This is a genomic window from Oryzisolibacter sp. LB2S (genome assembly GCF_040732315.1).
Lineage (GTDB): Bacteria > Pseudomonadota > Gammaproteobacteria > Burkholderiales > Burkholderiaceae_C > Alicycliphilus > Alicycliphilus soli.
Window position 1 is genome coordinate 2519315 of record NZ_CP160388.1, and the last position, 24034, is coordinate 2543348.

Consider the following 24034-nt stretch of genomic DNA (forward strand, 5'->3'; position numbering starts at 1 on the left):
CAGACGGATGAACAACAACACCGCACAAGCCATGGAAGCCGTCGTGCGCCGCTACATCGCGGCACTGAACGCGGGCGATCTGGAGGCCATAGTTGCCCTCTACGCCGAGGACGGTACGGTCGAGGACCCCGTGGGCAGTCCCGTACACCGTGGGCTCGCCGCGATCCGGGCGTTCTACGCCCAATCCCTTGCACTCAAGCTCGACGTGACCCTGGAAGGCCCGATCCGCGCGGCCGCCAACGAAGCGGCATTTGCGTTCTGCGTGCGCCTGCACTGGCAAGGCCGCAATACCGCGATTCGACCGATCGACGTGTTCCGCTTCGACGAGTCCGGGAAGATTCAATCGATGCGCGCCATCTTCGGCCCGAACAACATGAGCGCCGAGTAACCGGAAAGCAGGCGCCCCTGGAGGGGCCCTGCAATCCCATGCGCGCCTGCCGTTCCAATGGCCGATCTCAAGCGGTCGCCGGCGCCTCGAGCATCGGACGAGACGCGCATCACGACGGCGAGCCAACCCCAGAAAACACAGCGCCCACCGCAAGGGTGGGCGCATGGTGGGCCGCCGCGGTGCGTGCGGCGAGCTCAATGCCTCGTCAGGTACCTGCGTTGCGCGCAGCCTCGGGGGTGAACATCGAAGGTGTCAAGTCACCCTTGTTCAGGATCGGGCCGATGGGGCGCTCCTGGAACAGGTTGTAGGCCGCGTAGCCGCCGGAGTTCAGGTCGTAGTAGAAGCTCGTGCCGGCGTGGAAGGTATTGGCGTCGAATGCGTAGTAGTAGTTGATCAGCGCATGCTGCCACAGCTGGCCACGTGCGTCGAAATAGTCGCTCACCAGGGCCTGGCCCGTGTCCTCGTCGATGAACAGCACGCGCTTGCCGTACACGTGGCGATAGCCCTCCTTGAGCGTGGCCTCCAGCACCCAGACGCGGCGCAGCTCATAGCGCATGAAGTCAGGGTTGGCGTGGCCGGGCTTGAGCAGGTCGGCGTACTTGACCGTGTTCGCGTGGATCTTGTACGAATTGGCGGGGACGTAGATTTCCTTCTTGCCCACCATCTTCCAATTGTAGCGCACGGGCGAGCCATTGAACAAACGATCCTGGTCGATGGTCATCTTGCCGCCGGTGCCGCCCATGGGCTGGTCAAAGCCGTACTCGGGCACCTGGCGCACGCGGCGCGTGCCGGGGTCATAGCTCCAGGTCAGGCGCTTGTCCTTGCCGAAGTCGACCGGCTCGGCGTTCACGGACACCGTGCCCTTGTCGCGCTCGGGCAGGATGGTCACGTTCATGCCCTGCGCCATCAGGCCGACCAGGGGTTTGCCTGCCTCAGAGGGCGCATCGAGCAGATCCAGACTGCGGTTGTACATGCGTCCCCAGGCCACCGTGCCGTCCGCCAGCACGTTGGCGTTGTCGCGGATGGTGTTCTCATTGAAGGCGCGGAACGGCAGCAGGTTGTTGAACGCGAGCTCCAGGCCCGTCTTCGGGATCGGGAAGGGTAGCGCGCCCTTGACGGCGTTTTCCACGCCCATGCCGGATGCAGCCATCACGGCGTTCTGCGCGTTCTTCTTGGCCGATTCGCAGACGAAGTCCGGGAAGCGGAAGTCACGATGACCCGGATAGACCGGCATGCGGTAGGTCTTGGGGTACTTGGCAAACAAGGCCTTCTGGCCATCGGTCAGGCGCTCGGCGTACTGCGACAGGTTCTCTGCCGTGATGGTGAACAGGGGCTTCTCGTCCTTGTAGGGATCGACGGGATGCTGGCCCACATGGGGCTTGTAGTCGATGCCCGGAGGCGTGCCCAGCCACTTGCCCGTGAACTCGGGCACGCCGCTGGCGGTACCGGCCTTTTCACCGCCGGTGCAGGTCAGGGACTTGCCCAGCTTGTCCACCTCTTCGGGCGAGGCCTTGGCACAGGCTGCGCCACCGGCCATCAGGCCCAGGGCCAGCACGGCCAGCACGCTGGGCTTTACGGTCATCTTCATCATCGTCTCCTTGTCGTCAAATTCCTGCGATCGCCGGCACATGTGCCGACCGAGTTCCATGGCCCTTGCGGGGTTGAGCTCATGCACCCCCAGGGCCACTGGCATGCATGGTGCGAATGATTGTGGGTTGCTCTGGTTCCACACTCATCGTCAAACAGGACTAGGCGGTTTCCCTAGCCGCACTTGGGGCCCATCACCGCCCCTCGAAACGCGGCTTGCGCTTCTCTATGAAGGCCTGCATGCCCTCCTTTTGATCCTGCGTGGCAAACAGCAGCTGATTGGCCTTGCGCTCGAGCATCAGCGCCGCATCCAGCGACGCGTCCATGCCCGCGAGCACCACTTCCTTGATCTGCATGACCGCCAGCGGCGGCATGGCGGCGATCAGCGCGGCAAGCTTGAGTGCCTCGGGCAGCACCTCGGCGTCGGGCAGCACCTGGCTGACCAGGCCCATGACCTGCGCCTCGGGCGCCGACACGGGCCGTCCCGACAGCAGCATGCGCATGGCGTTGAACTTGCCCACGGCGCGCACCAGGCGCTGCGTGCCGCCTATGCCGGGCATGATGCCGATGCGGATCTCGGGCTGTGCAAAGCTTGCGCCCTCGCCCGCGAGGATGATGTCGCAGTGCATGGCCAGCTCGGCGCCGCCGCCGAAGGCGTAGCCGCACACGGCGGCGATGATGGGCTTGGGGCAGCGCTCGATGGGCGCCCACACGCGCTCGGTGTGACGCCGCATGATCTCTATGGGGCCGCAGCCCTCCATGCTCTTGATGTCGCCGCCCGCGGCAAAGACCTTGTCGCCGCCGGTCAGCACGATGGCGCGCACGCGCTCGTCCTCGGCCAGCGCCGTGAAGGCGCGCGACAGCGCCGCCTGCAGCGGCAGGCTCAGCGCATTCGTGGCCTCGGGCCGGTGCAGCGTGACCAGGGCCACGCCGCCGTCGAGCAGCTGCACGCGCAGCTCGGGCGTACACAGATCGGTCACAAGATATTCATCGACAGCAACATGCATGGGCGCTTCCTGGCTGGGCGCCAGGCCAGTGATGGGTTGGCAATTTTGATAGCCGCCGGCCACCACAGGTGGTCGACGGGGACGGCGTGATGGTCGTTTCGCAGGGGTGACGCGGCATCGTCCGATTGGACGTATCTGGACCGGGGGTGGATTTCTATATTTCTCCTCCATGAACCCGCAACAGGACTATCAACAACAGGTCGTGCTCGTCACCGGCGGCACCAAGGGCATAGGCCGGGCCATTGCCGAGGGCTTTCTGGCCGCAGGCGCCACCGTGGTGGTGTGCGCGCGCCAGCAGCCCGAGCAGCTGCCCAGCCACGGCGCGCGCAGCGCCGAGTTCGAGGCCTGCGACGTGCGCGAGGCCACGGCCCTGCAGGCGCTGGTGCAGACCATCGTGCAGCGCCATGGGCGACTGGACGTGGTGGTGCACAACGCCGGCGGCAGCCCGGCCGTGGACGCCGCCACCGTCTCGCCGCGCTTTCACGAGGGCGTGATCCGCCTGAACCTGCTGGCCGCGCTGCACATGGCGCAGGCGGCCAATGCCGTGATGCAGCAGCAGGAGAGCGGCGGCGTGATCGTGCTGATCGGCAGCATCAGCGCGCTGCGCCCCTCGCCCGGCACGGCGGCCTATGGCGCCGCCAAGGCGGCGGTGCTGAGTCTCACCTCATCGCTGGCCGTGGAGTGGGCGCCCAAGGTGCGCGTGGTCGCCGTCAGCCCGGGCCTGGTGCGCACCGAACAGTCGCACCTGCACTTCGGCGACGAGCAGGGCATTGCCAACGTCGCCGCCACCATTCCCGCGGGGCGCCTGGCCGAGCCCGAGGACATCGCCAACGCCTGCCTGTTCGTGGCCTCGCCCCAGGCGTCCTACATGAGCGGCAGCAACCTGCTGCTGCACGGCGGCGGCGAGCGGCCGGCCTTTCTGGCCGCAGCCCACAACACCACCCCGCATGGTCAGTCCTGACCCTGCGACCACACCGAACGACAAAGGAGCTAACAGTGGCTGAACCCGCATGGATGCAAGAAGTCCGCGCCCTGGTGGGCAAGGAATACGGGCGCGTGTACGCCTGGGACCCGGTCAACGCGCCGATGATTCGCCAGTGGTGCGAGCTCATGGGCACCGAGGTGCCGTACGACGAGGATGGCAATGTGCTCGCCCCGCCGGCGATGCTGCAGGTGTGGTGCATGGAGGGGCCTGTGGCCAACAACTACCCGCCCGGCTCCACCACCGAGAACCCCTACGAGGCGCTCAAGCTCATCGAGGCCCAGGGCTTCCCCTCGGTCGTCGCCGTGAACTCCGAACTGACGTTCGAGCGCTATCTGCGCGAGGGCGAGAAGCTCTACTACACCACGCGCCTGGACAGCGTGGGCGAGGAAAAGACCACGGGCCTGGGCACGGGCTATTTCGTCACGCTCATCATGAGCTACTTCTCGCAGGGCGAGGCCAAAGGCGCCCCGGACGAGAAGGTCGGCGAACTGCTGTTTCGCGTCTTCAAGTTCCGCCCGGCCAACCCGGTCAAGCCGGCCACGGACGCGCCCGCTGCAAAGCCGAAGGCCATCCCGCGCTCGGCCCCCGGCATCAGCGACGACACGCGCTTCTTCTGGGACGGCGCGCGCGAGGGCAAGCTCCTCATCCAGCGCTGCAAGGGCTGCAACACCTTGCGCCACCCGCCGGGCCCGGTCTGCCCGCATTGCCACAGCTTCGAGTGGGACACGGTCGAGGCCAGCGGCAAGGGCACGGTGTACTCCTTCGTCGTCATGCACTACCCCGAGGTGCCGCCGTTCGAATACCCCAACCCCGTGGGCCTGATCGAGCTCGACGAGGGCACACGCCTGATCGCGCAGATCGTCGGCATCAAGAGCTCCGAGGTGCAGATAGGCCAGCGCGTGCAGGTGGAGTTCAACGCCTTCAACGACGGCGAGCTCGTGCTGCCGCAGTTCCGCCCCATCGCCGCCTGAGGCCAGCGCCATGGACTTTCAACTCACCGAAGACCAGCGCGCCTTCGCCGACATGGCGCAGAGCCTGTTCGCCGACTACTGCAGCGACGACCAGCTGCGCGCGCACGACACCTCGGGCGCGCCCTACCAGCAGGCGCTGTGGCAGCAATGCGTGGCCGCGGGCCTGCACGGCATCACCGTGCCCGAGGAGCATGGCGGCCTGGGCCTGGGAATGACCGAGCTCATGGCCGTGCTCGAACAACAGGGCCGCGCCCTGGCCCTGGTGCCGCTGTGGGAGCAGCAGCTCGCCGCTGCCACGCTGGCGCGCTTTGGCGGCGCCGCCCTGCAGCCGGCCCTGGCCGCCCTGATGGCGGGCGAGATCGCCGCCGTCTCGCTCGCGGGCCTGGCGCAGTCGCGTGGCTGCACGCTGCGCCTGGCGCGCCGGGTGGACGGCTGGATCCTGCAGGGAAGCAGCCCCGCCGTGCCGCTGGCGGCTGCTGCCCGCCACGCACTGCTCGTCGCCCAGGCCGAGGACGGCCCGCGCCTGGTCTGGCTCGCGCTCGATGCCGCGGGCATCACACGCACGCCGGGCCAGAGCCAGCACCACCAGGAGATTGCCGACCTGCAGTTTGATGGCGTGGCGCTCGCGGACGACGCCGTGCTGCCGCCCGCGGCCATCGCCTGGCTTGAGCCGCGCGCCATCGCCGCGCTGGCATCCATTCAGCTGGGCGTGACGGCCGAGCAGCTGCGCCGCACCGTGGAATACGTGAGCGAGCGCAAGCAGTTCGACCGCCCCATTGGCAGCTTTCAGCTCGTCGCCGGGCAGATGGCCGACGGCCACATCGCGCTCGAGGCCCTGCGCAGCAGCCTCTGGCAGCTCGTCTACCGCCTGGATGCGGGCCTGGGCGCCAAGCCCCAGGCCCACGCCGTGCGCGCCCTGGCCAACGACACGGGCCTGAACGTGGGGCGCGTCGCGCAGCACGTGCATGGCGGCATGGGGGTCGATGTGACCTACCCGATCCACCGCTTCCTTTACTGGAGCCGCGCGCTGGCCGTCGCGCTGGGCGGCTCCGAGCACCACCTGGCCGCCCTGGGCGACTGGCTGGCCGACAACGACAACCTGGGATGGAAATATGACCTCGCCGAAGATGAACTCTGAGCAACGCCGCTTCAATGACGTGCTGCTGGGCGACGAACTGCCCACTCTGGCCGTGCCGATCACGGTGCAGCTGATCGCCGGCGGCGCCATCGCCACGCGCGACTACTTCCCCGGCCACATGGACAAGGACGCCGCCCAGGCCCTGGGCTCGCCCCATGTATTCATGAACATCCTGACCACCAACGGTCTGGTGCAGCGCTTCGTCGAGTCCTGGGCCGGCGGCGCCGGTGCTCCCCTGCGCGACCTCAAGATCAAGCTGGGCGCGCCCAACTACCCCGGCGACACCATGACCTTCAGTGGCAGCGTGACCGACAAGCGCGAGAGCGACCGCACGGTCGAGGTCACGCTCAAGGGCAAGAACCAGTACGGCAACCACGTCACCGGCACGGTGCGCGTGGGCCTGGCCTGACCGACCACAGCGACAGCGCAGGAGAGACAAGCAATGAGTGAACCGAACATTTCCGGCCGCGCCGCCATCGTCGGTCTGGGCGCCACCGAGTTTTCCAAGAATTCCGGCCGCACCGAGCTGCGCCTGGCCATGGAGGCCACGCTGGCCGCGCTGGCCGACGCCGGCATAGACCCGAGCGAGGTCGAGGGCTTCAGCTCCTACAGCGTGGACAAGGTGCCCGAGTACGAGATCGCGCGCCTGCTGGGCGCCAAGAGCGTCAAGTTCTTCTCGCAGATCCCGCATGGCGGCGGCGCGGCCTGCGCGCCGGTGCTGCACGCCGCCATGGCCGTGGCCACGGGCCTGGCCAAGACCGTCGTGGTCTACCGCGCCATGAACGAGCGCAGCTGGTACCGCTTCGGCACCGGCAGCTACGGCTTCGGCAGCACGCCCATCTTCGACAACGTGAACTACGGCTGGTACATGCCGCACGGCTTTCACACGCCGGCGGCCTGGGTGGGCATGTTTGCGCGCCGCTACATGCACCGCTATGGCGCGACCAGCGAGGACTTTGGCCGCGTGGCCGTGGCCGTGCGCGACTTTGCCGCCACCAACCCTGCCGCGTTCTTCTACCAAAAGCCCATCACGCTGGCCGAGCACCAGGCATCGAAGTGGATCGCCGAGCCCCTGCACCTGCTCGACTGCTGCCAGGAAAGCGACGGCGCCGTGGCCATGGTGATCACCAGCAGCGAGCGCGCACGCGACATGAAGAACAGGCCCGTGGTCATCAAGGCCGCCTCGCAGGGCATCACCGAGGGCCAGCAGAGCATGACCTCGTTCTTCCGCGAGGACATCACCGGCCTGCCCGAGATGGGCGTGGTCGCCCGCGAGCTGTATGCGCAGTCGGGCCTCGGCCCGCAGGACTTCCAGACCGCGGTGATCTACGACCACTTCACGCCCTTTGTGCTCGCGCAGCTCGAGGAATTCGGCTTCTGCCCGCGCGGCGAGGCCAAGGAATTCGTGCGCGCCGGCCACCACGCACGCGGCGGCAAGCTGCCCATCAACACCCATGGCGGGCAGCTCGGCGAGGCCTACATCCACGGCTTCAACGGCGTGGCCGAAGCCGTGCGCCAGGTGCGCGGCACGGCCGTGAACCAGGTGGCCGACGTACGCAATGTGCTGGTCACGGCCGGCACCGGCGTGCCCACCAGCGGTTTGATTCTGGGCGCGGCCTGATGCGCCACCCGCCCCTCGCGGGGGGCGGGCAGCCAAGGCCGGCTTATTTAGTCAAATCAGGCTCCAACCCATACCAGATAAGCGCAAGCAGCTATCAACAACGTAGTAATCACGACTACCCCTGCCTGCCCCCATTGCACAAGAAAGCGGCCCCAGCCCATGTTTGTCGATCTCACCCCCGAGCAGCACCGCCTGCGCCTGCGCGTGCGTGACTATTTCAACGCCCTGATGACGCCCGAGCTGCGCGTGCGCATGCGCGGCGCCGAGGGCGGCGAGGAGTACCGCCAGATCGTGCGCCAGATGGGCCGCGACGGCTGGCTGGCCGTGGGCTGGCCCAAGGAGTACGGCGGCCAGGGCCTGTCGGCCACCGAGCAGCTGATCTTCTTCGAGGAGGCCAACATCGCCGGTGCCCCCCTGCCCTTCGTGACCATCAGCACCGTGGGCCCGGCGCTCATGGCCCATGGCTCGGCGAAGCAGAAGGCCGAGTTCCTGCCCGGCATCGCGGCCGGCGAGACGCTGTTCGCCATCGGCTACTCCGAGCCCCAGGCGGGCTCGGACCTGGCCACGCTCAAGACCCAGGCGCGCCTGGAGGGCGACCTGCAGACGGGCCATTTCGTCGTCAACGGCAGCAAGCTGTGGACCTCGAGCATCGAGTCGGCCGACCACATCTGGCTGGCCGTGCGCACCAGTGCGGACCTGCCGCGCCACAAGGGCATCTCCATCATGATTGCCGACACCAGCGCGGCCGGCTTCTCGCACACGCTGATCGAGACCGTGGGCAACTACACGGCCGCCACCTACTACGACAACGTGCAGGTGCCCGCCGAGCGCCTCGTGGGCGAGCTGCACGGCGGCTGGAAGCTCATCACCGCGCAGCTCAACCATGAGCGCCTGGGCCTGGGCTCATGGTCCGACAAGGTCTTCGGCCCGTTTGCCAAGGTGCTGGCCTGGGCCAAGGCGCGCGACGAGCAGGGCCAGCGCGCCATCGACCAGCCCTGGGTGCGCCGCTCGCTGGCCGAGTGCTACACGCGCCTGGAGGCCATGCGCATCACCAACTTCCGCATCGCGGCCGACCTGGAGGCCGGCGGCATGGACGTGGCCCTGGCCTCGACCACCAAGGTCTATGGCACCGAGAGCGTGCTCGAGATCCTGCGCCGCCTGATGGACATCGTGGGCTCAAGCGCCCTGGTGCGCGCGGGCAGCAGCGCCTCCTACCTGCTCGGCGAGCTCGAGTACGAGATCCGCGCCAACACCATCAACACCTTTGGCGGCGGCGTCAACGAAATCCAGCGCGAGCTGATCGCCCAGTTCGGCCTGGGCATGCCGCGCCCGGTGCGCTGACGCCTCTGCCCCCTACGACAAGCCAGGGAGACAGCATGAACCACACAGCCCAACCCGTACCCCGCGAGGTCACGCAGGCCAAGCTGGACCTGCGCAGCCAGGCCAGCGCGCGCTACCGCGCCTCCCTGCCCTACACCATCGCCGACCGGCTGCAGGAGCAGGCCGAGCAGTTCGCCGACCTGCCCTTTCTGCAGGAGGGCGACGCGAGCTACAGCTACGCCGAGACCAACCGCCGCATCAACCAGGTGGCGCACGCCGCGCGCGCCCTGGGCGTGAAGAAGGGCGACGTGGTGGCCCTGGCCATGGAAAACCGCGTGGCCTTCTTCTTCGTCTGGTGGGGGCTGACCAAGATCGGCGCCAAGGTGGCGTTCTTGAACACCTATGTGAGCGGCAAGCCACTGGCCCACGCGCTGCAGGTCACGGGCGCCACGCATGTGGTGGTGGGCGAGGAATGCCTGAAGAACTTTGCCCAGACCGTGCAGGACCTGCCCGCGGGCCTTGACTACTGGCTCTGGCCCGACGCGGCCCAGCCCGCCAGTGGTGACCTGCGCGCGCTGTGCAGCCAGAACCTCGAGCGGCTCGCGGACCAGGCCGACGCCCACAACCCGCCCGCGCAGTGGCGCGAGGGCATCACGGCCGGCGACACGGCGCTGTACATCTTCACCTCGGGCACCACGGGCCTGCCGAAGGCCGCGCATGTCAGCCACGGCCGCTGGCTCATGGCGGGCGACGTGATGCGCATCAGTCTGGAGATCACGCCCGCGGACTGCTTCTATTGCTTTCTGCCGCTCTACCACGGCGCGGCGTCCATGTCGGCCGGCTCCACGGCGCTGGCCGGCGGCGCGCGCGTGGTGGTGCGGCGCAAGTTCAGCCGCAGCGCGTTCTGGGCCGATGTGCGCCGCCACCAGATCACCGTGGCGCAGTACGTGGGCGAGATCTGCCGCTTTCTGCTCAGCGCCCCGCCCAGCCCCGACGACAAGAACCACAGCCTGCGCAAGCTCTCGGGCACGGGCATGGCGCCCGAGGTCTGGCAGCAGTGGACCGAGCGCTTTGGTGACCAGTTCCAGATCATCGAGAGCTGGGGCGCGACCGAGTCGAACACCAACACGCTGAACCTGGACAACTGGCCCGGCTCGTGCGGCCGCGTGCCGTTCTGGGAAAAGACCAATCTGCGCCTGGTGCGCTACGACGTGGAGACCGACAGCCACCCGCGTGACGAAAACGGCTTTCTGCAGCTCGCCAGCGTGAACGAGCCCGGTGAGGCCATCGGCATGATCGTGCAGCATCCCGAGGCCATAGGCGGGCGCTTCGAGGGCTATACCTCGCACGAGGCGACCGAGAAGAAGATCCTGCGCGACGTGTTCCAGAAGGGCGACGCCTGGTGGTCCTCGGGCGACCTGCTGCGCTGCGACGAGCATGGCTACTGCTGGTTCGTGGACCGCATCGGCGACACCTTCCGCTGGAAGAGCGAGAACGTCTCCACCACCGAGGTGGCCGACGTGCTTGGCGACTACCCCGGCCTGGAGGCGCTGACCATCTACGGTGTGAAGGTACCCGACAACGACGGCCGCGCCGGCATGGCCGCCGTGGTGCTGCTGCCCGGCAGCGAGTTCGACCCCGCGGCCTTCTGGAAGCTCGCCATGGAGCGCCTGCCGCGCTACGCCGCGCCGCTGTTCGTGCGCCTGCCGGCCGCGGCCGACATGACTGGCAACTACAAGCTGCGCAAGGTCGACCTGCAGCGCGAGGGCTTCGACACCGCCATCGTCAAGGACCCGCTGTTCGTGCGCGACGACGCGTCCCAGACCTACGTGCCGCTGACGGCCGAGGCCGTGGCCCGGGCGCTGCGGGGCTGAGGCGGCAATGACGGCCGCCCCCGCACCCATCCGCCGCATCGAGCGCCAGCGCGCCAGCGCGGCGCTGGACTACCCCTTCAACGCGCCCGCGCCCGACGGTTCGGTGGTCGAGGTGGCGCCCGGCATCCTCTGGGCGCGCATGCCCATGCCCATGGCGCTGGACCACATCAACGTCTACCTGCTGCGCGACGGCGATGGCTGGACGGTGGTGGACACCGGCCTGAACCTGCCCGACGGCCGCGCGCTGTGGGAGCAGATCGCCGCCACACGCCTCGATGGCCTGCCGATCCGCCGCCTGGTGTGCACGCACAGCCACCACGACCACGCGGGCCTGGCCGCCTGGATCATGGAGCGCTTCGACGCCGAGCTGTACATGAGCCACGGCGAATATTTCATGCTGCGCCACTACGCCGCGCCGCCACCCGACCCGCTGCCGCCGCTGCACCAGGGCTTTTATCTGCGCGCGGGCCTGAGCGCCGAGCAGATCGAGCACATGTTCGGCGGCCTGCGGCGCAACTCCTTCGCGCCGCCCGTGCCGCAGTGCTACCGGCGCCTGCGCGACGGCGACCGGCTCACGATTGGCACCCGCGAATGGCAGGTCGTCGTGGGCGAGGGCCATTCGCCCGAGCATGTGTGCCTGTACAACGCGAGCGAGCGCATCCTGCTCGCTGGCGACCAGCTGCTGCCGCGCATCACATCCAACGTGCTCGTCACGCCCTTCGAGCCCGAAGCCAACCCGCTCGGCCTGTGGCTGGCCTCGCTCGACCGCCTCAAGCAGCTGGCCGAGGACACGCTGATCCTGCCCTCGCACCAGGGCGTGTTTCGCGGCCTGCACGCACGTGTGCAGGAGCTGCACGCCCACCACGGCCAGCAGTTCGACCTGCTGCTGCGCAGCCTGCAGGAGCGCGGCCCCGCCACGGCCTGGGAGCTGATGCAGGTGCAGTTCCCCAAGCGGCGCGGCGCCATGGACGACCTCATGGCCATGGGCGAGTCCATTGCCCACCTGAACTGGCTGCGCCAGCAGGGGCTGATACGCCGTTGGCTGCATGACGACGGTTGCCATCGTTTCGAGCGCATGCCGGTGGTGGAGGGCATGCCGCAGGCCTACGATTTTTCGGAGACACACGAGTGAGTGACAACAACAGCTTCCGCGCCGAAGTCGCGGCCTGGCTCGAGGCCAACTGCCCGGCCAGCATGCGCCGGCCCATCGTGGCCGAGGAAATGGTCTGGGGCGGCTCGCGCCTGCAGTTCCAGAACGAGGACCAGCGCCTGTGGTTCGAGCGCTGCCGCGAGCGCGGCTGGTTCGCCCCCGGCTGGCCCAGGGAGTATGGCGGCGGCGGCCTCACACCCAAACAGGCGCGCATCGTCGAGGAGGAAATGGCGCGCCTGTCCTGCCGCCAGCCCCAGTACAACCTGGGCGTGTGGATGCTGGGCCCGGTGCTGCTCGAAGTGGGCACCGAGGAGCAAAAGCGCGAGCACCTCATCCCGATGATGCGTGGCGAGCGCCGCTGGTGCCAGGGCTTCTCCGAGCCCAACGCGGGCTCGGACCTGGCCAGCCTCAAGACCTCGGCCAGGCGCGTGCAGGACGCCGATGGCGAGGCCTATATCGTCAACGGCTCCAAGATCTGGACGTCCTATGGCGACCAGGCCGACTGGATGTACGCCCTGGTGCGCACCGACGCCAGCGCACGCAAGCAGCAGGGCATCAGCTTTGTGCTCATCGACATGCACGCGCCCGGCGTGAGCGTCAAGCCCATCGAGCTCATCAGCGGCAAGTCGAGTTTTTGCGAGGTGTTCTTCGACAACGTGCGCGTGCCCGTGCGCCAGCTCGTCGGCCCCGAGGGCGAGGGCTGGGCCGTGGCCAAGAAGCTCTTGCAGCACGAGCGCGCCGCCATGTCCAAGTTTGCCGAGGGCGGCGCGCCCTCGCACGACGCGCTGGCCGTGGCCCGGCCTTACCTGCAGGAGGCCGCGCCGGCCCAGGCCGCCGTGTGGCGCGACCGCCTGGCCGCGCAGCTCATGGACGCCCATGCCTTTGCGCTCACGCACCAGCGCGTCACGGCCCAGGCCATGGCGCGCCAGGACGTGAGCGGCCCGGCCGCCATCATGAAGCTGGTGCAGACCGAGCAGGAGGTGGCCAAGTACGAGCTGCTGGTGCAGGTCATGGGCCTGAACGGCCTGTCCTGGGAGGGCGAAGACTTCACGGCCCTCGAGCACGACATCTGCCGCCAGTGGCTGCTGACCAAGACCTACACCATAGGCGGCGGCACCAGCGAGGTGCAGCTCAACATCATCGCCAAGCGCGTGCTCGGCCTGCCCGCCTGAGCCTGCCGGAGAACTGACATGGGCTTTTTGCTGACCGAAGAACAGACCATGCTGCGCGAGAGCGCGCTGGCCTTCATCGCCGAACAATCCCCCGTGGCGCGCCAGCGCGCCCTGCGCGACGACGCAGCCCCCCTGGGCTACGACGCCGCGCTGTGGCAGCAGGCCGTGGAGCTGGGCTGGCCCATCGCCGCCCTGCCCGAGTCCGCCGGCGGCCTGGCCATGGGCCATGCGGGCCTGGGCGCCATCTTTGAGCTCATGGGCCGCCACCTCGCGGCCCTGCCCCTGCTCTCGCACAGCGTGCTGGCGGCCGAGCTGCTGCTGCAGTTGCAGGACGGCGCGCAGCAGCAGCGCTGGTGGCCGCTGCTGGCCGCGGGCGACGGGCGCCTGGCGCTCGCGATCGACGAGTCGCAGCGGCACCTGCCGCAGGGCTTCAAGACCACGGCCCAAGCCAGCGGCGACGGCTGGCGGCTCGATGGCGAGAAATGGTTCGTCATCGACGGCGTGGGCGCGCGCTGGCTGCTCGTGGCCGCGCAGGTCGCGGGCGAGGCCGCGCTGTTCATCGTCGATGCCGCCGCGGCCGGCGTCACCGTCACGCCGCTGCACATGGCCGACAGCCACAACCATGCGCGCGTGCGCCTCGACGCCGTGCAGCTGCCCGCCGACGCGCGCCTAGAGCTGCACGATGCCGCAACCGCGCTCGAGCGTGCCCTGGACTGCGCGCGCATCTGCCTTGCGGCCGAGGCCCATGGCATTGCGCGTGAGGTGCTCGAACGCACCGTGGCCTACCTCAAGGAGCGCGTGCAGTTCGACGTGCCGATTGGCTCGTTCCAGGCGCTGCAGCACCGCGTGGCGCGCCTGTACTGCGAGGTGGAGCTGCTCGACAGCTGCGTGCGCGCCGCGCTCTCGGCCATCGACGAGGACAGCAGCGAGCTGCCCCTGCTCGCCAGCCTGGCCAAGGTGCGCGCCAACGACCTGTGCGAGCGCCTGCTCAACGAGGCCGTGCAGCTGCATGGCGGCATTGGCGTGACCGACGAGTTCGACCTGGGCCTGTTTCTGAAGCGCGCCCGCGTCATCGGCCAGACGCTGGGCGACACCCTGTACCACCGCGACCGCTACGCCCGCCTGAAAGGATTTTGACCGTCATGAATGCATCGGAACTGGTAGAGCGCGCACACCAGGCGCGCGCGCAACTCGTGGCCCCCGGGGCCCCGTTTGAACTCGAACAGGTGGAGCACCTGGGCCACCCGGCCAAGGCCTACAAGAACGCCTTTCGCACCCTGCCCGATCTCATCAACGCCGGCCGCGCCCATGGCGCGCGCGAGTTCATGGTCTATGGCGAGGACCGCTGGACCTTCGACCGCTTCTTCGCCGCCGTCGATGCCCTGGCCGGACGCTGGCAGCAGGAGCATGGCATGAAGCCCGGCGACATCGTGGCCATTGCGCTGCGCAACCGCCCCGAATGGGCCGTGGCCTTTGTCGCCGCCGCGCTGGTGGGCGCCGTGCCCGCGCCGCTCAACAGCTTTGGCCTGGGCGAGGAACTGAGCACCAGCCTGCGCGACCTCAATCCGCGCTGGCTGGTCTGCGACCAGGACCGCCTGGACCGTCTGGCCCAGCACCCGCTGCCCGAGGGCTGCCAGAGCACCGTGGTCGACAGCGACCAGGGCAGCGTGCGCTGGGCCGACCTGGTCGCGCCCGGCGGCCCGGCTCTCAAGCCGCCGACACTCGCCGCCACCGACCCGGCGCTGATCCTGTTCACCTCTGGCGCATCAGCCCAGGCCAAGGGCGTGCAATCGAACCAGCGCGCCGTGTGCCAGGCGCTGTTCAACATCGACTACATCGGTGCGCTCGCCGGCATGACGTCGCCCCAGGCGGTGCAGAAGTTCATGGCCGCTGGCCTCACGCCCACCACGCTGACCGTGGTGCCGCTGTTTCACATCAGTGGCCTGCACGCGCAGCTGCTGGCCGCGCTGCGCCACGGCCGGCGCCTGGTGCTCATGTACCGCTGGGATCCGGCGCTGGCCATGGAGCTGATCCAGCGCGAGAAGGTCACGCAGTTCAACGGCGCGCCCTCCATGGTGCAGCAGCTGCTCAACCAGCCCGCCTTCCACGACCCGGCCGTCAGCGGCTCGCTCATGGGCCTGGGCTTTGGCGGCGCGGGCCTGTCGCAACGCCTGATCGAGGCCACGCTGGCCGCGCGCCCGGATTCGCTCTCCGGCATAGGCTTTGGCCTGACCGAGACCAACGGCGTGGGCGCTGGCGCCTCGGGCACGCTGTTTGCGCTGCGCCCCGAATGCGCGGGCACGGTCTCGCCCCTGATGGAGCTGCGCATCGCCGATGTGTTCGGCGAGCCCCAGCCCGCAGGGCAGGATGGCGAGATCTGGCTGCGCGGCGTGACCGTGATGAACGGCTACTGGAACCAGCCGCGCGCCACCCAGGCGGCGATGAGCGACGGCTGGTTTCGCACCGGCGATGTCGGCCACATCGACGCCGACGGTTTCCTGCGCATCGTCGACCGCATCAAGGATGTGATCAACCGCAGCGGCGAGAAGATCGCCGCGGCCGAGGTCGAGTCCTGCCTGCTGCAGCACGCGGCCGTCGAGGATGCCGTGGTCTTTGCCCAGCCCGACGAGCAGACGGGAGAGGCCGTGGTCGCCGTGGTGCACCTGCGCGCCGGCGCCCAGGCAAGCAGCGAGGAGCTGCGCCAGCATGTGGCCGCGCGCCTGGCGGCCTACAAGGTGCCGCAGGTCGTGCACCTGCGCGACACCGCGCTGCCGCGCAACCCGGCGGGCAAGCTGCTCAAGAACGCCGTCAAGCGCGAGTACCAACCGAAGTGAGCATGCCCCCCGAGGCCGCCGCCCGCCGGCGCAGCTACACCCTGATGCTGCTGACGCTGCTGTCGGCCCTGGCCTTCATGGATCGGCAGATCCTGGCCGTGCTGCTGCAGCCGGTCAAGGCCGAGTTCGGCCTCACGGACCTGCAGATCGGCCTGGTCACGGGCCTGGGCTTCTCGCTCAGCTTCGTGCTGCTGGGCATTCCGCTGGGCAAGCTGGCCGACCGGGGCGAGCGCCGCCGCGTGCTCACCTGGAGCCGCGGCGCGGGCGCACTGCTCGGGGCCGCCGGCGCCTGGGCCACGGGCTTCTGGACCCTGCTGGTCTCGCGCGCCGGTGGCGCCGTGAGCGACGCGGGGGGCGCGCCCGCCTCCATCTCCATGCTCAGCGACCTGTACCCGCCCGAGAAGCGCTCGCGCGTCATCAGCCTGTTTGGCACGGGCGCCAGCCTGGGCTCGCTGCTGGCACTGGTGCTCGGGTCGTGGCTGGCGCAGCGCTATGGCTGGCGCATGACCATGGGCGTCATCGGTCTCGCGGCCCTGCTGGCCACGCTGCTGCTGCGCTGGACGGTGCAGGAGCCGCCGCGCCACCCACTGCCCGCCGGCGCCGCCGCGCCCGATCGCCACGGCGCGCTGGCCCTGCTGTGGCATGCGCCAGTGACGCGCTGGCTCATCGTCGGCGCGGGCTTTGCGCTGCTGGCCGGCTATGGCTTCGGCTCGTGGAACAACGCGCTGTTGATCCGCCGCCATGGGCTGTCGCTGCAGGAGTCGGGGCTGATCTCGGGTGCGGCCGCGCTGGCCTCCATCATCGGCGCGCTGGTGTCGGGCACGCTCGCCGACCGCCTTGCGCGCCGCGACGGCCGCTGGCAGCTGGGCGTGCCCGTGCTGGGCCTGGGCCTGGCCCTGCCCTGCGGCCTGGTGTATCTGCTCATGCCCGCGGGAGCGGTGGGGCCGGCGGCGGCGCTGATGGTGGCCTACGCCTTCTTCGTCGTCTGGTGGGCCGCACCCTGCTATGCCGCGCTGAGCTTTGTCGTGCCGCCCCGGCGCCGCGCCACGGCCCATGCCACCATCATGCTGGTGGGATCGCTGGTCGGCAACGGCCTGGGCCCCATCTTCACGGGCTGGCTCTCCGATGTGATTGAGCGCATGCTGCCCGGCGATGGCCTGCGCATTGCGCTCATGCTCATCGTGTCCATGCTGCTGCCCGGGCTGCTGGCCCTGGCGCGGGCGTTGCCGCTGTTTCCGGCCGCACGCGCGGCCAATGACGCCGCGCAGGTGCCGGCCGCCCATGCCCATCCACGTGAATCCCATGCCTGAGCACGCCGACAGCTGGAAGATGATTTACTTGGCGCGGCGCAACCCGCGCCTGGCGGCAGAGGACTTCGCCCAGGCCTGGCGCGAGCATTCGGCCCTCGGGCGGCAATGCCGCAATGTGCAGGACCGTGTGCGCAGCGTGACGCAATGCGTGCGCCTGCTCGATGCGCACTGGCCCAGCGACGCAGACGCCCGCTACGACGGCGTCAACCTGCTGCGCCTGCGTGACCGCGAGAGCGCCGACGCCATCTGGAGCGACCCCGAGACCCTGGCCATCATGCGCCCCGACGAGCCGCGCGTGTTCGACCGCTACGTGCGCGACTGCGCCCTGGTGGCGCGGGAGCAGACCGTGCACGCCGGAGCCGCGGGCGACGCGGTGCTGGTGGCGTTTCTCAAGCGCCGCCCGGCCGTGGCCGACGCCGACTTCGCGCAGGCGCTGCGCCTGTGCGCCCCCGGCTGGGCCGGCAGCGGCAGGGCCGTGCTCAACCTCGTCGAGCCCCAGCGCCCCGCGGGCTACGACTACGACGCCGTCGTCGAATGGTGGTTTCGCGATGCGGCGCAGATGGGTGCATTGCTGGCGGGTCGGCCCGTGTCGGCCGCCCTGCCCGTGCTCTGCCAGACGGTGTGCGACTACCGCGCCTCGGTGTTCATGCCCACGCGGGTAAGCCACCGTCGGCCCTGAGAGGCTGACTCATTCCGAAACGGCAACGGCCCCTGCGGCAACCCCCAATGGGTGCCGCCGGGGCCGTTGGCCTCATCCCTGCCCACAAGGGCAGGGCGGGGTTCGGGCGGGTGACGCTGCGTGTTTAGAAGCGGTAGCCCACGCCAAGGCCGACGAGCACGGGGTCGACCTTGAACTTGCCGACGCCGCCGCTGACGGTGGTGTCGATGTAGACCTTCTTCACGTCGAAGTTGATGGACCAGTTCTTGTCCAGCGCGTAGTCAAAGCCGACCTGCAGCGCGCCGCCCCAGCTGCTCTTCTTGACCGTGAGGGCACCGCCGGCGATGTGAGCGCTCGAGAAGCGCGTGTAGTTGATGCCGGCGCCGACATAGGGCTTGAACGCGCCCATGCCCGTGAAGTGGTACTGCGCCAGCAGCGTGGGCGGCAGGTGCTTGACGGTGCCGATCTTGGCGCCGGACAGGCGCACGTCGTGCTTCTGCGGATAGGTCAGGATCAGCTCGGCCGCGAGGTTGGGCGTGAAGAAGTACGACACGTCGACTTCGGGGATCCACTTGTCGTTGATGCTCACGCCGGCCGCGCCCGCTGCGCCACCGTTGCTGCTGTCCAGATGCACGGCACGTGCGCGCACCAGCCACTGGCCATCCTGTTGCTGTGCGTAGGCCGCACCGGAAGTCATTGCGCAGAGAACGGCCAGTGCCAGGAGATTCTTTTTCATGGGTCTTGCTACCTTGGTTGAACGGGGACGCCCCCCGTGCAATCCATTAGGCCCATGAGCAAAATGGTCAATTTTGCTTCAGATCAATATTCAAATGTCTTTGTCCATAGGCATTTGTGCGAGCGTGTCGAAATGCCCACACCATGCACGCGCCCAGCACCGAGCGGGGACGGGAGCAGACAAGTGCCTTGGAATAAAAAAAGCTTCCAGCCCTTTGTGTACAAGCGCTGGAAGCTATTGTTTCAGTAGTAAAAAATCAGCCCACCCAGCGGCGCGCATTGCGCCAGATGCGCATCCAGGGGCTCAGGGCCTCCAGCCCGCCGGTGGCGGCCAGGTCCGTCCAGCTCATCTGGATGTTGCGGAAGGCCCGCTCGGGGTGGGGCATCATGGCCGTGAAGCGCCCGTCCTTGGTCGTCACGGCGGTGAGGCCGCCGGGGCTGCCGTTGGGGTTGAACGGGTACTGCTCGGTCGCGCGGCCATGGTTGTCCACATAGCGCATGGCCGGCACCACGGCGGCCGCGTTGCCGCGGCGCGCGAAGTTGGCATAGCCCTCGCCATGCGAGACCACGATGGGCAGGCGGCTGCCCGCCATGCCGGCCAGGAAGATGCTGGGCGAATCGAGCACCTCGACCATGGACAGGCGCGCCTCGAAGCGGTGGCTCTGGTTGGTGGTAAAGCGCGGCCAGGCCTCGGCGCCGGGGATGATGTCGGCGAGCTCGGCAAACATCTGGCAGCCGTTGCACACGCCCAGGGCAAAGGTGTCGGCGCGGCCGAAGAAGCGCTGGAACTCCTCGGACAGGCGCTCGTTGAAGGTGATGGAGCGCGCCCAGCCTATGCCCGCGCCCAGCGTGTCGCCGTAGCTGAAGCCCCCGCAGGCGACGACGCCGGCAAAGTCGGCCAGATGTGCGCGGCCGGCCTGCAGGTCGGTCATGTGCACGTCGTAGGCCTCGAAGCCCGCCTCGGTGAAGGCATAGGCCATTTCCACATGCGAGTTCACGCCCTGCTCGCGCAGCACGGCGACCTTGGGGCGCGCGAGGTTCAGGAAGGGCGCGGCCACGTTCTCGAGCGGGTCGAAGGCCAGGCTCACATGCAGGCCGGGATTGGCCGGGTCGCCCATGGCGGCATGCTCGCTGTCGGCACAGACGGGGTTGTCGCGCTGCTGGCAGATCTTCCAGCTCACGGAGTCCCAGACCTGGTGCAGGTCGAACAGGCTGGCGCCAAAGATCTTCTTGGCGTCGCGCCAGATCTGCAGCTCGCCCTTGCCGGCGTCGATGGCCGAGGCCGCGGGGCGCGTCTTGCCAATGGTGTGGCTGCACTGGATGAGGCCATGGTCGCGCAGCGTCTGCATGACGGCGGCGCGGTCTGCCGTGCGGATCTGCAGCACCACGCCCAGTTCCTCGTTGAACAGCGCGGCCAGGGTCTGGGCGTCGCGCCGGCCGCTGACCTGGGCGCCCCAGTTCTTGCCCTCACCGCTGTCCATGCGGCTGTCGGCAATGCCGTCGCCCTCGGTGACGAGCATGTCCACGTTGAGCGCCACGCCCACCTGGCCGGCAAAGGCCATCTCGGCCACGGTGGCCAGCAGGCCCCCGTCGCCCTTGTCGTGGTAGGCCAGGATCAGCCCTTGTGCGCGCAGTGCGTTCACGGCATTGACGAGGGCGATGAGGTCCTTGGCGTCGTCGAGGTCGGGCGTCTCGTTGCCGCTCTGGCCCAGCACCTGGCCCAGGATGGAGCCGCCCATGCGCGCCTTGCCGCGGCCCAGGTCGATCAGCACCAGGGTGCTGTCCTCTTGCGTAGCGTCGAGCTGCGGCGTGAGCGTGCCGCGCACGTCCTGCAGCGTGGCAAAGGCGGTGACGATCAGGCTCACGGGCGAGGTGACCTTCTTGAGCGCCCCGCCCTCGCTCCACTGCGTGCGCATGGACAGGCTGTCCTTGCCCACGGGAATGGAAATGCCCAGGGCCGGGCACAGCTCCATGCCCACGGCCTTGACGGTGTCGTAGAGAGCGGCGTCCTCGCCGGGCTCGCCGCAGGCGGCCATCCAGTTGGCCGAGAGCTTCACGCGCGGCAGGTCGATGGGCGCGGCCAGCAGGTTGGTGATGGCCTCGGCCACGGCCATGCGGCCCGAGGCGGGCGCGTTGATGGCGGCCAGCGGCGTGCGCTCGCCCATGGCCATGGCCTCGCCTGCAAAGCCGCGGTAGTCGGCCAGGGTCACGGCCACGTCGGCCACGGGCACCTGCCAGGGGCCGACCATCTGGTCACGGTGCGTGAGGCCGCCCACCGCGCGGTCGCCGATGTTGATGAGAAAGCGCTTGGAGGCCACCGTGGGGTGGGCCAGCACATCGATCACGGCCTGCTGCAGCGCCACGCCGTCGAGCTGCATGGGCGCGAGCTCGCGGCCTACGCGCGTCACGTCGCGCTGCATCTTGGGCGGCTTGCCGAGCAGCACGTCCATGGGCATGTCCACGGGGTATTTCTGGTCGCCCGCGGCCACGGCCGTGTCCTCGAGCACCAGCCGGCGCTCCTCGGTGGCGATGCCGATCACGGCGAACGGGCAGCGCTCGCGCTCGCAGAAGGCCTTGAACTGCTCCAGCGAATCCGGCGCGATGGCCAGCACATAGCGCTCCTGGCTCTCGTTGGACCAGATCTCCTTGGGCGCCAGGCCCGATTCCTCGAGCTGCACGGCGCGCAGGTCAAAGCGCGCGCCGCGGCCCGCGTCGTTGGTCAGCTCGGGAAAGGCGTTGGACAGGCCGCCCGCGCCCACGTCGTGGATGGCGAGGATGGGGTTGTCCGCTCCTTGAGCCCAGCAATGGTTGATGACCTCCTGCGCGCGGCGCTCGATCTCGGGGTTGCCGCGCTGCACGGAGTCGAAGTCCAGCTCGGCCGCGTTCGTGCCCGTGGCCATGGAGCTGGCCGCGCCCCCGCCCATGCCGATGCGCATGCCCGGGCCACCGAGCTGGATCAGCAGCGTGCCCGCGGGGAACTCGATCTTCCTGGTGTGGCGGGCATCGATGGTGCCCAGGCCGCCCGCGATCATGATGGGCTTGTGGTAGCCGCGGGTGACGTCCCCCACCTGCTGCTCGTACTCGCGGAAATAGCCGCAGAGGTTGGGGCGGCCGAACTCGTTGTTGAACGCGGCGCCGCCCAGCGGCCCCTCGGTCATGATCTGCAGGGGGCTGGCGATGTGCTCGGGCCGGCCGACCTCGCTGCCCCAGAGTTTGGAGACGGTGAAGCCCGTCAGCCCGGCCTTGGGCTCGGAGCCGCGGCCCGTCGCGCCCTCGTCGCGGATCTCGCCGCCCGCGCCGGTGGCCGCGCCGGGGAAGGGTGAGATGGCCGTGGGGTGGTTGTGCGTCTCCACCTTCATCAGCACATGGTGGGTTCCACTTCGCTTTTGATAGCTGGGTGCGCTTACACCGCCTGCGCTGGAGTCGAATTTGGCATAAAACTGCTCGACGGCGCTGCCCTCCATGATGGAGGCGTTGTCGGCATAGGCGACGATGGTGTGCTGGGGCGAGCAGGCCTCGGTGTTGCGGATCATGCCGAACAGGCTCTTGTCCTGCGCCACGCCGTCGATGGTGAACTGGGCGTTGAAGATCTTGTGCCGGCAATGCTCGCTGTTGGCCTGGGCGAACATCATCAGCTCCACGTCCGTGGGGTTGCGCTTGAGGCCCGTGAAGGCGCTCACCAGATAGTCGATCTCGTCATCGGCCAGCGCCAGCCCCCAGGCCTTGTTGGCGGCCTCGAGCGCCGCGCGGCCACCGGCCAGCACATCGACGAAGGCCATGGGCTCGGCCTCAAGCTCGGTGAACAGGCGCTCGGCCTCGGCGCGCGTGGCGACCACCGATTCGGTCATGCGGTCGTGCAGCAGCGCCGCGATCTGCTGCAGCTGCTCGGCCGACAGCTCGGGCTTGCCGCCCAGCAGCCCGCCCTTGACGGCGACGCGGTATTCGGTGATGCGCTCGACGCGGCGCAGCGCCAGGCCGCAGTTGTGGGCAATGTCCGTGGCCTTGGAGGCCCAGGGCGAGACCGTGCCCAGGCGCGGCGTGACCAGCAGCGCCACGCCGTCATGGGGCCCCTCGTACGGGTCGCCATAGGAGAGCAGCGCGGCCAGGCGCTCGAGCGCGGCGGGCGTGGGCGCGTCATCCTGCGCCACCAGGTGCACATGGCGCGCGGCCAGGCCTTCGATCTTCGGGTGGATGGCCTGCAGCTGCGGCAGGAGTTGCTGGGCGCGGAAGTTGCTGAGGGCATTGCCGCCCTCCAGCTGGGTGATGTGCAAGGTCACGGTATGGCGGCCTGGAATGATGGGAGGAATGGGCTTGGCTGCCGCTGCGCGCGCATGGCCGCTGAATGGGGCCGCCGCACGCAAGGGCGCGTATGCGTGGTAACCCGGCATTTTAACGGCGCCCACCTTGACACGCCTGGCGACGCCTGCAAGGAACAGATGCGAATGGGATAATTTACGCCATGAGCAGTTTCACCATCAAAGACGCACAAGGCATTGCCGGCATGCGCGAGGCCTGCCGTCTGGCCTCCGAAGTGCTGGACTACATCACCCCCCACATCAAGCCCGGCATCACCACCCTCGAGATCGACCGCTTGGGCGCCGAGTGCATGGCCAGCCAAGGCACCGTTTCCGCCACCGTCGGCTACCAGCCCCCGGGCTACCCGCCCTACCCTGGCCACCTGTGCACCTCGGTCAACCATGTGGTGTGCCACGGCATTCCGAACGAAAAGCCGCTCAAGAAGGGCGACATCGTGAACGTGGACGTCACCGTCATCACCAAGGACGGCTGGTACGGCGACAACAGCCGCATGTATTTGATTGGTGAATGCTCGATCGCCGCCAAGCGCCTGTCGGCCCTGACCTACGACGCCATGTGGCTGGGCATTTTGCAGGTCAAGCCCGGCGCGCGCCTGGGCGACATCGGCCACGCCATACAGAAGTTTGCCGAGGGCCATGGCCTGTCGGTGGTGCGCGAGTTCTGCGGCCACGGCATAGGCCAGAAGTTCCATGAAGACCCGCAGGTGCTGCACTACGGCCGCCCCGGCACGGGCCAGGAACTGGTGCCCGGCATGACCTTCACCATCGAGCCCATGCTCAACCTGGGCAAGCGCGACATCAAGGAGTTGGGCAACGACGGCTGGACCATCATCACCAAGGACCGCAGCCTGTCCGCGCAGTGGGAGCACACGGTGCTGGTCACGGAGACGGGCTACGACGTGCTCACGCTGTCCGCGGGCTCGCCCGCCCTGCCCTCGTTCGTGAGCGCCACGACGACCTGAGCCCGC

At 68.8% G+C, this 24034-nt stretch carries 19 protein-coding genes; 15 read left to right on the forward strand and 4 right to left on the reverse strand.

Annotation, left to right across the window (positions count from 1 at the left end; genetic code table 11):
• Nucleotides 1–7: 7 nt before the first annotated feature.
• Nucleotides 8–388 carry a steroid Delta-isomerase gene (locus ABUE11_RS11930; protein ID WP_367065491.1) on the forward strand — a complete coding sequence of 127 codons (381 nt, stop codon included), beginning with the start codon at nt 8–10 and terminating at the stop codon, nt 386–388.
• A gap of 205 nt (nt 389–593) precedes the next feature.
• On the opposite strand, the gene ABUE11_RS11935 is transcribed toward ABUE11_RS11930, so the two are convergent.
• Together ABUE11_RS11935 and ABUE11_RS11940 are read right to left on the reverse strand one after the other, a co-directional pair.
• Nucleotides 594–1976 carry a DUF1329 domain-containing protein gene (locus tag ABUE11_RS11935; protein ID WP_367065492.1) on the reverse strand — a complete coding sequence of 461 codons (1383 nt, stop codon included), beginning with the start codon at nt 1974–1976 and terminating at the stop codon, nt 594–596.
• A 193-nt stretch (nt 1977–2169) separates the two neighbouring features.
• A complete protein-coding gene (locus ABUE11_RS11940; RefSeq protein ID WP_367065493.1) occupies nt 2170–2982 on the reverse strand; it encodes an enoyl-CoA hydratase in 813 nt (270 codons plus the stop codon).
• Nucleotides 2983–3151: 169 nt separating this feature from the next.
• Between ABUE11_RS11940 and ABUE11_RS11945 the strand changes: the two genes are divergently transcribed.
• The 13 genes from ABUE11_RS11945 to ABUE11_RS12005 all read left to right on the forward strand — a co-directional run bounded on the left by ABUE11_RS11945 (nt 3152) and on the right by ABUE11_RS12005 (nt 18036).
• Nucleotides 3152–3943 (forward strand): SDR family oxidoreductase, encoded by a 792-nt coding sequence (locus ABUE11_RS11945; RefSeq protein ID WP_367065494.1) that lies wholly within the window; start codon nt 3152–3154, stop codon nt 3941–3943.
• Nucleotides 3944–3978: 35 nt separating this feature from the next.
• Nucleotides 3979–4938 carry a Zn-ribbon domain-containing OB-fold protein gene (locus ABUE11_RS11950; RefSeq protein WP_367065496.1) on the forward strand — a complete coding sequence of 320 codons (960 nt, stop codon included), beginning with the start codon at nt 3979–3981 and terminating at the stop codon, nt 4936–4938.
• Nucleotides 4939–4948: 10 nt separating this feature from the next.
• Entirely contained in the window at nt 4949–6076 is a 1128-nt protein-coding gene (locus ABUE11_RS11955) for an acyl-CoA dehydrogenase family protein (RefSeq protein WP_367065497.1), read from the forward strand.
• Complete coding sequence (locus ABUE11_RS11960) at nt 6066–6485, forward strand: MaoC family dehydratase (RefSeq protein WP_367065498.1); 420 nt, start codon at nt 6066–6068, stop codon at nt 6483–6485. The genes ABUE11_RS11955 and ABUE11_RS11960 overlap by 11 nt, the downstream gene beginning before the upstream one ends.
• 33 nt (nt 6486–6518) lie before the next feature.
• Nucleotides 6519–7697, forward strand: coding sequence for a lipid-transfer protein (locus tag ABUE11_RS11965; protein ID WP_367065499.1), 1179 nt, complete (start codon nt 6519–6521; stop codon nt 7695–7697).
• 159 nt (nt 7698–7856) lie between these two features.
• A complete protein-coding gene (locus ABUE11_RS11970; protein ID WP_367065501.1) occupies nt 7857–9038 on the forward strand; it encodes an acyl-CoA dehydrogenase family protein in 1182 nt (393 codons plus the stop codon).
• A gap of 35 nt (nt 9039–9073) precedes the next feature.
• Nucleotides 9074–10891 carry a long-chain-acyl-CoA synthetase gene (locus ABUE11_RS11975; RefSeq protein ID WP_367065502.1) on the forward strand — a complete coding sequence of 606 codons (1818 nt, stop codon included), beginning with the start codon at nt 9074–9076 and terminating at the stop codon, nt 10889–10891.
• A gap of 7 nt (nt 10892–10898) precedes the next feature.
• On the forward strand, nt 10899–12023 hold the full coding sequence (locus tag ABUE11_RS11980) for an MBL fold metallo-hydrolase (RefSeq protein ID WP_367065504.1): 1125 nt from the start codon (nt 10899–10901) through the stop codon (nt 12021–12023).
• Nucleotides 12020–13213: an acyl-CoA dehydrogenase family protein gene (locus ABUE11_RS11985; protein WP_367065505.1), complete on the forward strand. Its 1194-nt coding sequence runs from the start codon at nt 12020–12022 to the stop codon at nt 13211–13213. Before ABUE11_RS11980 ends, ABUE11_RS11985 begins: the two co-directional genes overlap by 4 nt.
• Before the next feature lie 18 nt (nt 13214–13231).
• Entirely contained in the window at nt 13232–14350 is a 1119-nt protein-coding gene (locus tag ABUE11_RS11990; RefSeq protein WP_367065506.1) for an acyl-CoA dehydrogenase family protein, read from the forward strand.
• Nucleotides 14351–14355: 5 nt separating this feature from the next.
• Nucleotides 14356–16047 carry a class I adenylate-forming enzyme family protein gene (locus ABUE11_RS11995; protein WP_367065508.1) on the forward strand — a complete coding sequence of 564 codons (1692 nt, stop codon included), beginning with the start codon at nt 14356–14358 and terminating at the stop codon, nt 16045–16047.
• Between the two features lie 2 nt (nt 16048–16049).
• On the forward strand, nt 16050–17357 hold the full coding sequence (locus tag ABUE11_RS12000) for an MFS transporter (protein ID WP_367068813.1): 1308 nt from the start codon (nt 16050–16052) through the stop codon (nt 17355–17357).
• Nucleotides 17350–18036 carry an EthD domain-containing protein gene (locus ABUE11_RS12005; RefSeq protein WP_367065509.1) on the forward strand — a complete coding sequence of 229 codons (687 nt, stop codon included), beginning with the start codon at nt 17350–17352 and terminating at the stop codon, nt 18034–18036. The genes ABUE11_RS12000 and ABUE11_RS12005 overlap by 8 nt, the downstream gene beginning before the upstream one ends.
• Nucleotides 18037–18160: 124 nt before the next feature.
• Here the strand turns inward: ABUE11_RS12005 and ABUE11_RS12010 are convergent, their stop codons facing one another.
• Together ABUE11_RS12010 and purL are read right to left on the reverse strand one after the other, a co-directional pair.
• Nucleotides 18161–18751: an OmpW family outer membrane protein gene (locus tag ABUE11_RS12010; RefSeq protein WP_367065511.1), complete on the reverse strand. Its 591-nt coding sequence runs from the start codon at nt 18749–18751 to the stop codon at nt 18161–18163.
• A 256-nt stretch (nt 18752–19007) separates the two neighbouring features.
• Nucleotides 19008–23027, reverse strand: coding sequence for a phosphoribosylformylglycinamidine synthase (purL, locus tag ABUE11_RS12015; protein WP_367065512.1), 4020 nt, complete (start codon nt 23025–23027; stop codon nt 19008–19010).
• A gap of 182 nt (nt 23028–23209) precedes the next feature.
• Here purL and map point away from each other — a divergent pair, with 182 nt between their 5' ends.
• The gene (gene map / locus ABUE11_RS12020; protein WP_367065513.1) at nt 23210–24028 is read left to right on the forward strand and encodes a type I methionyl aminopeptidase; all 819 of its coding nucleotides are present in this window, start codon (nt 23210–23212) and stop codon (nt 24026–24028) included.
• The last annotated feature ends 6 nt before the right edge of the window (nt 24029–24034 follow it).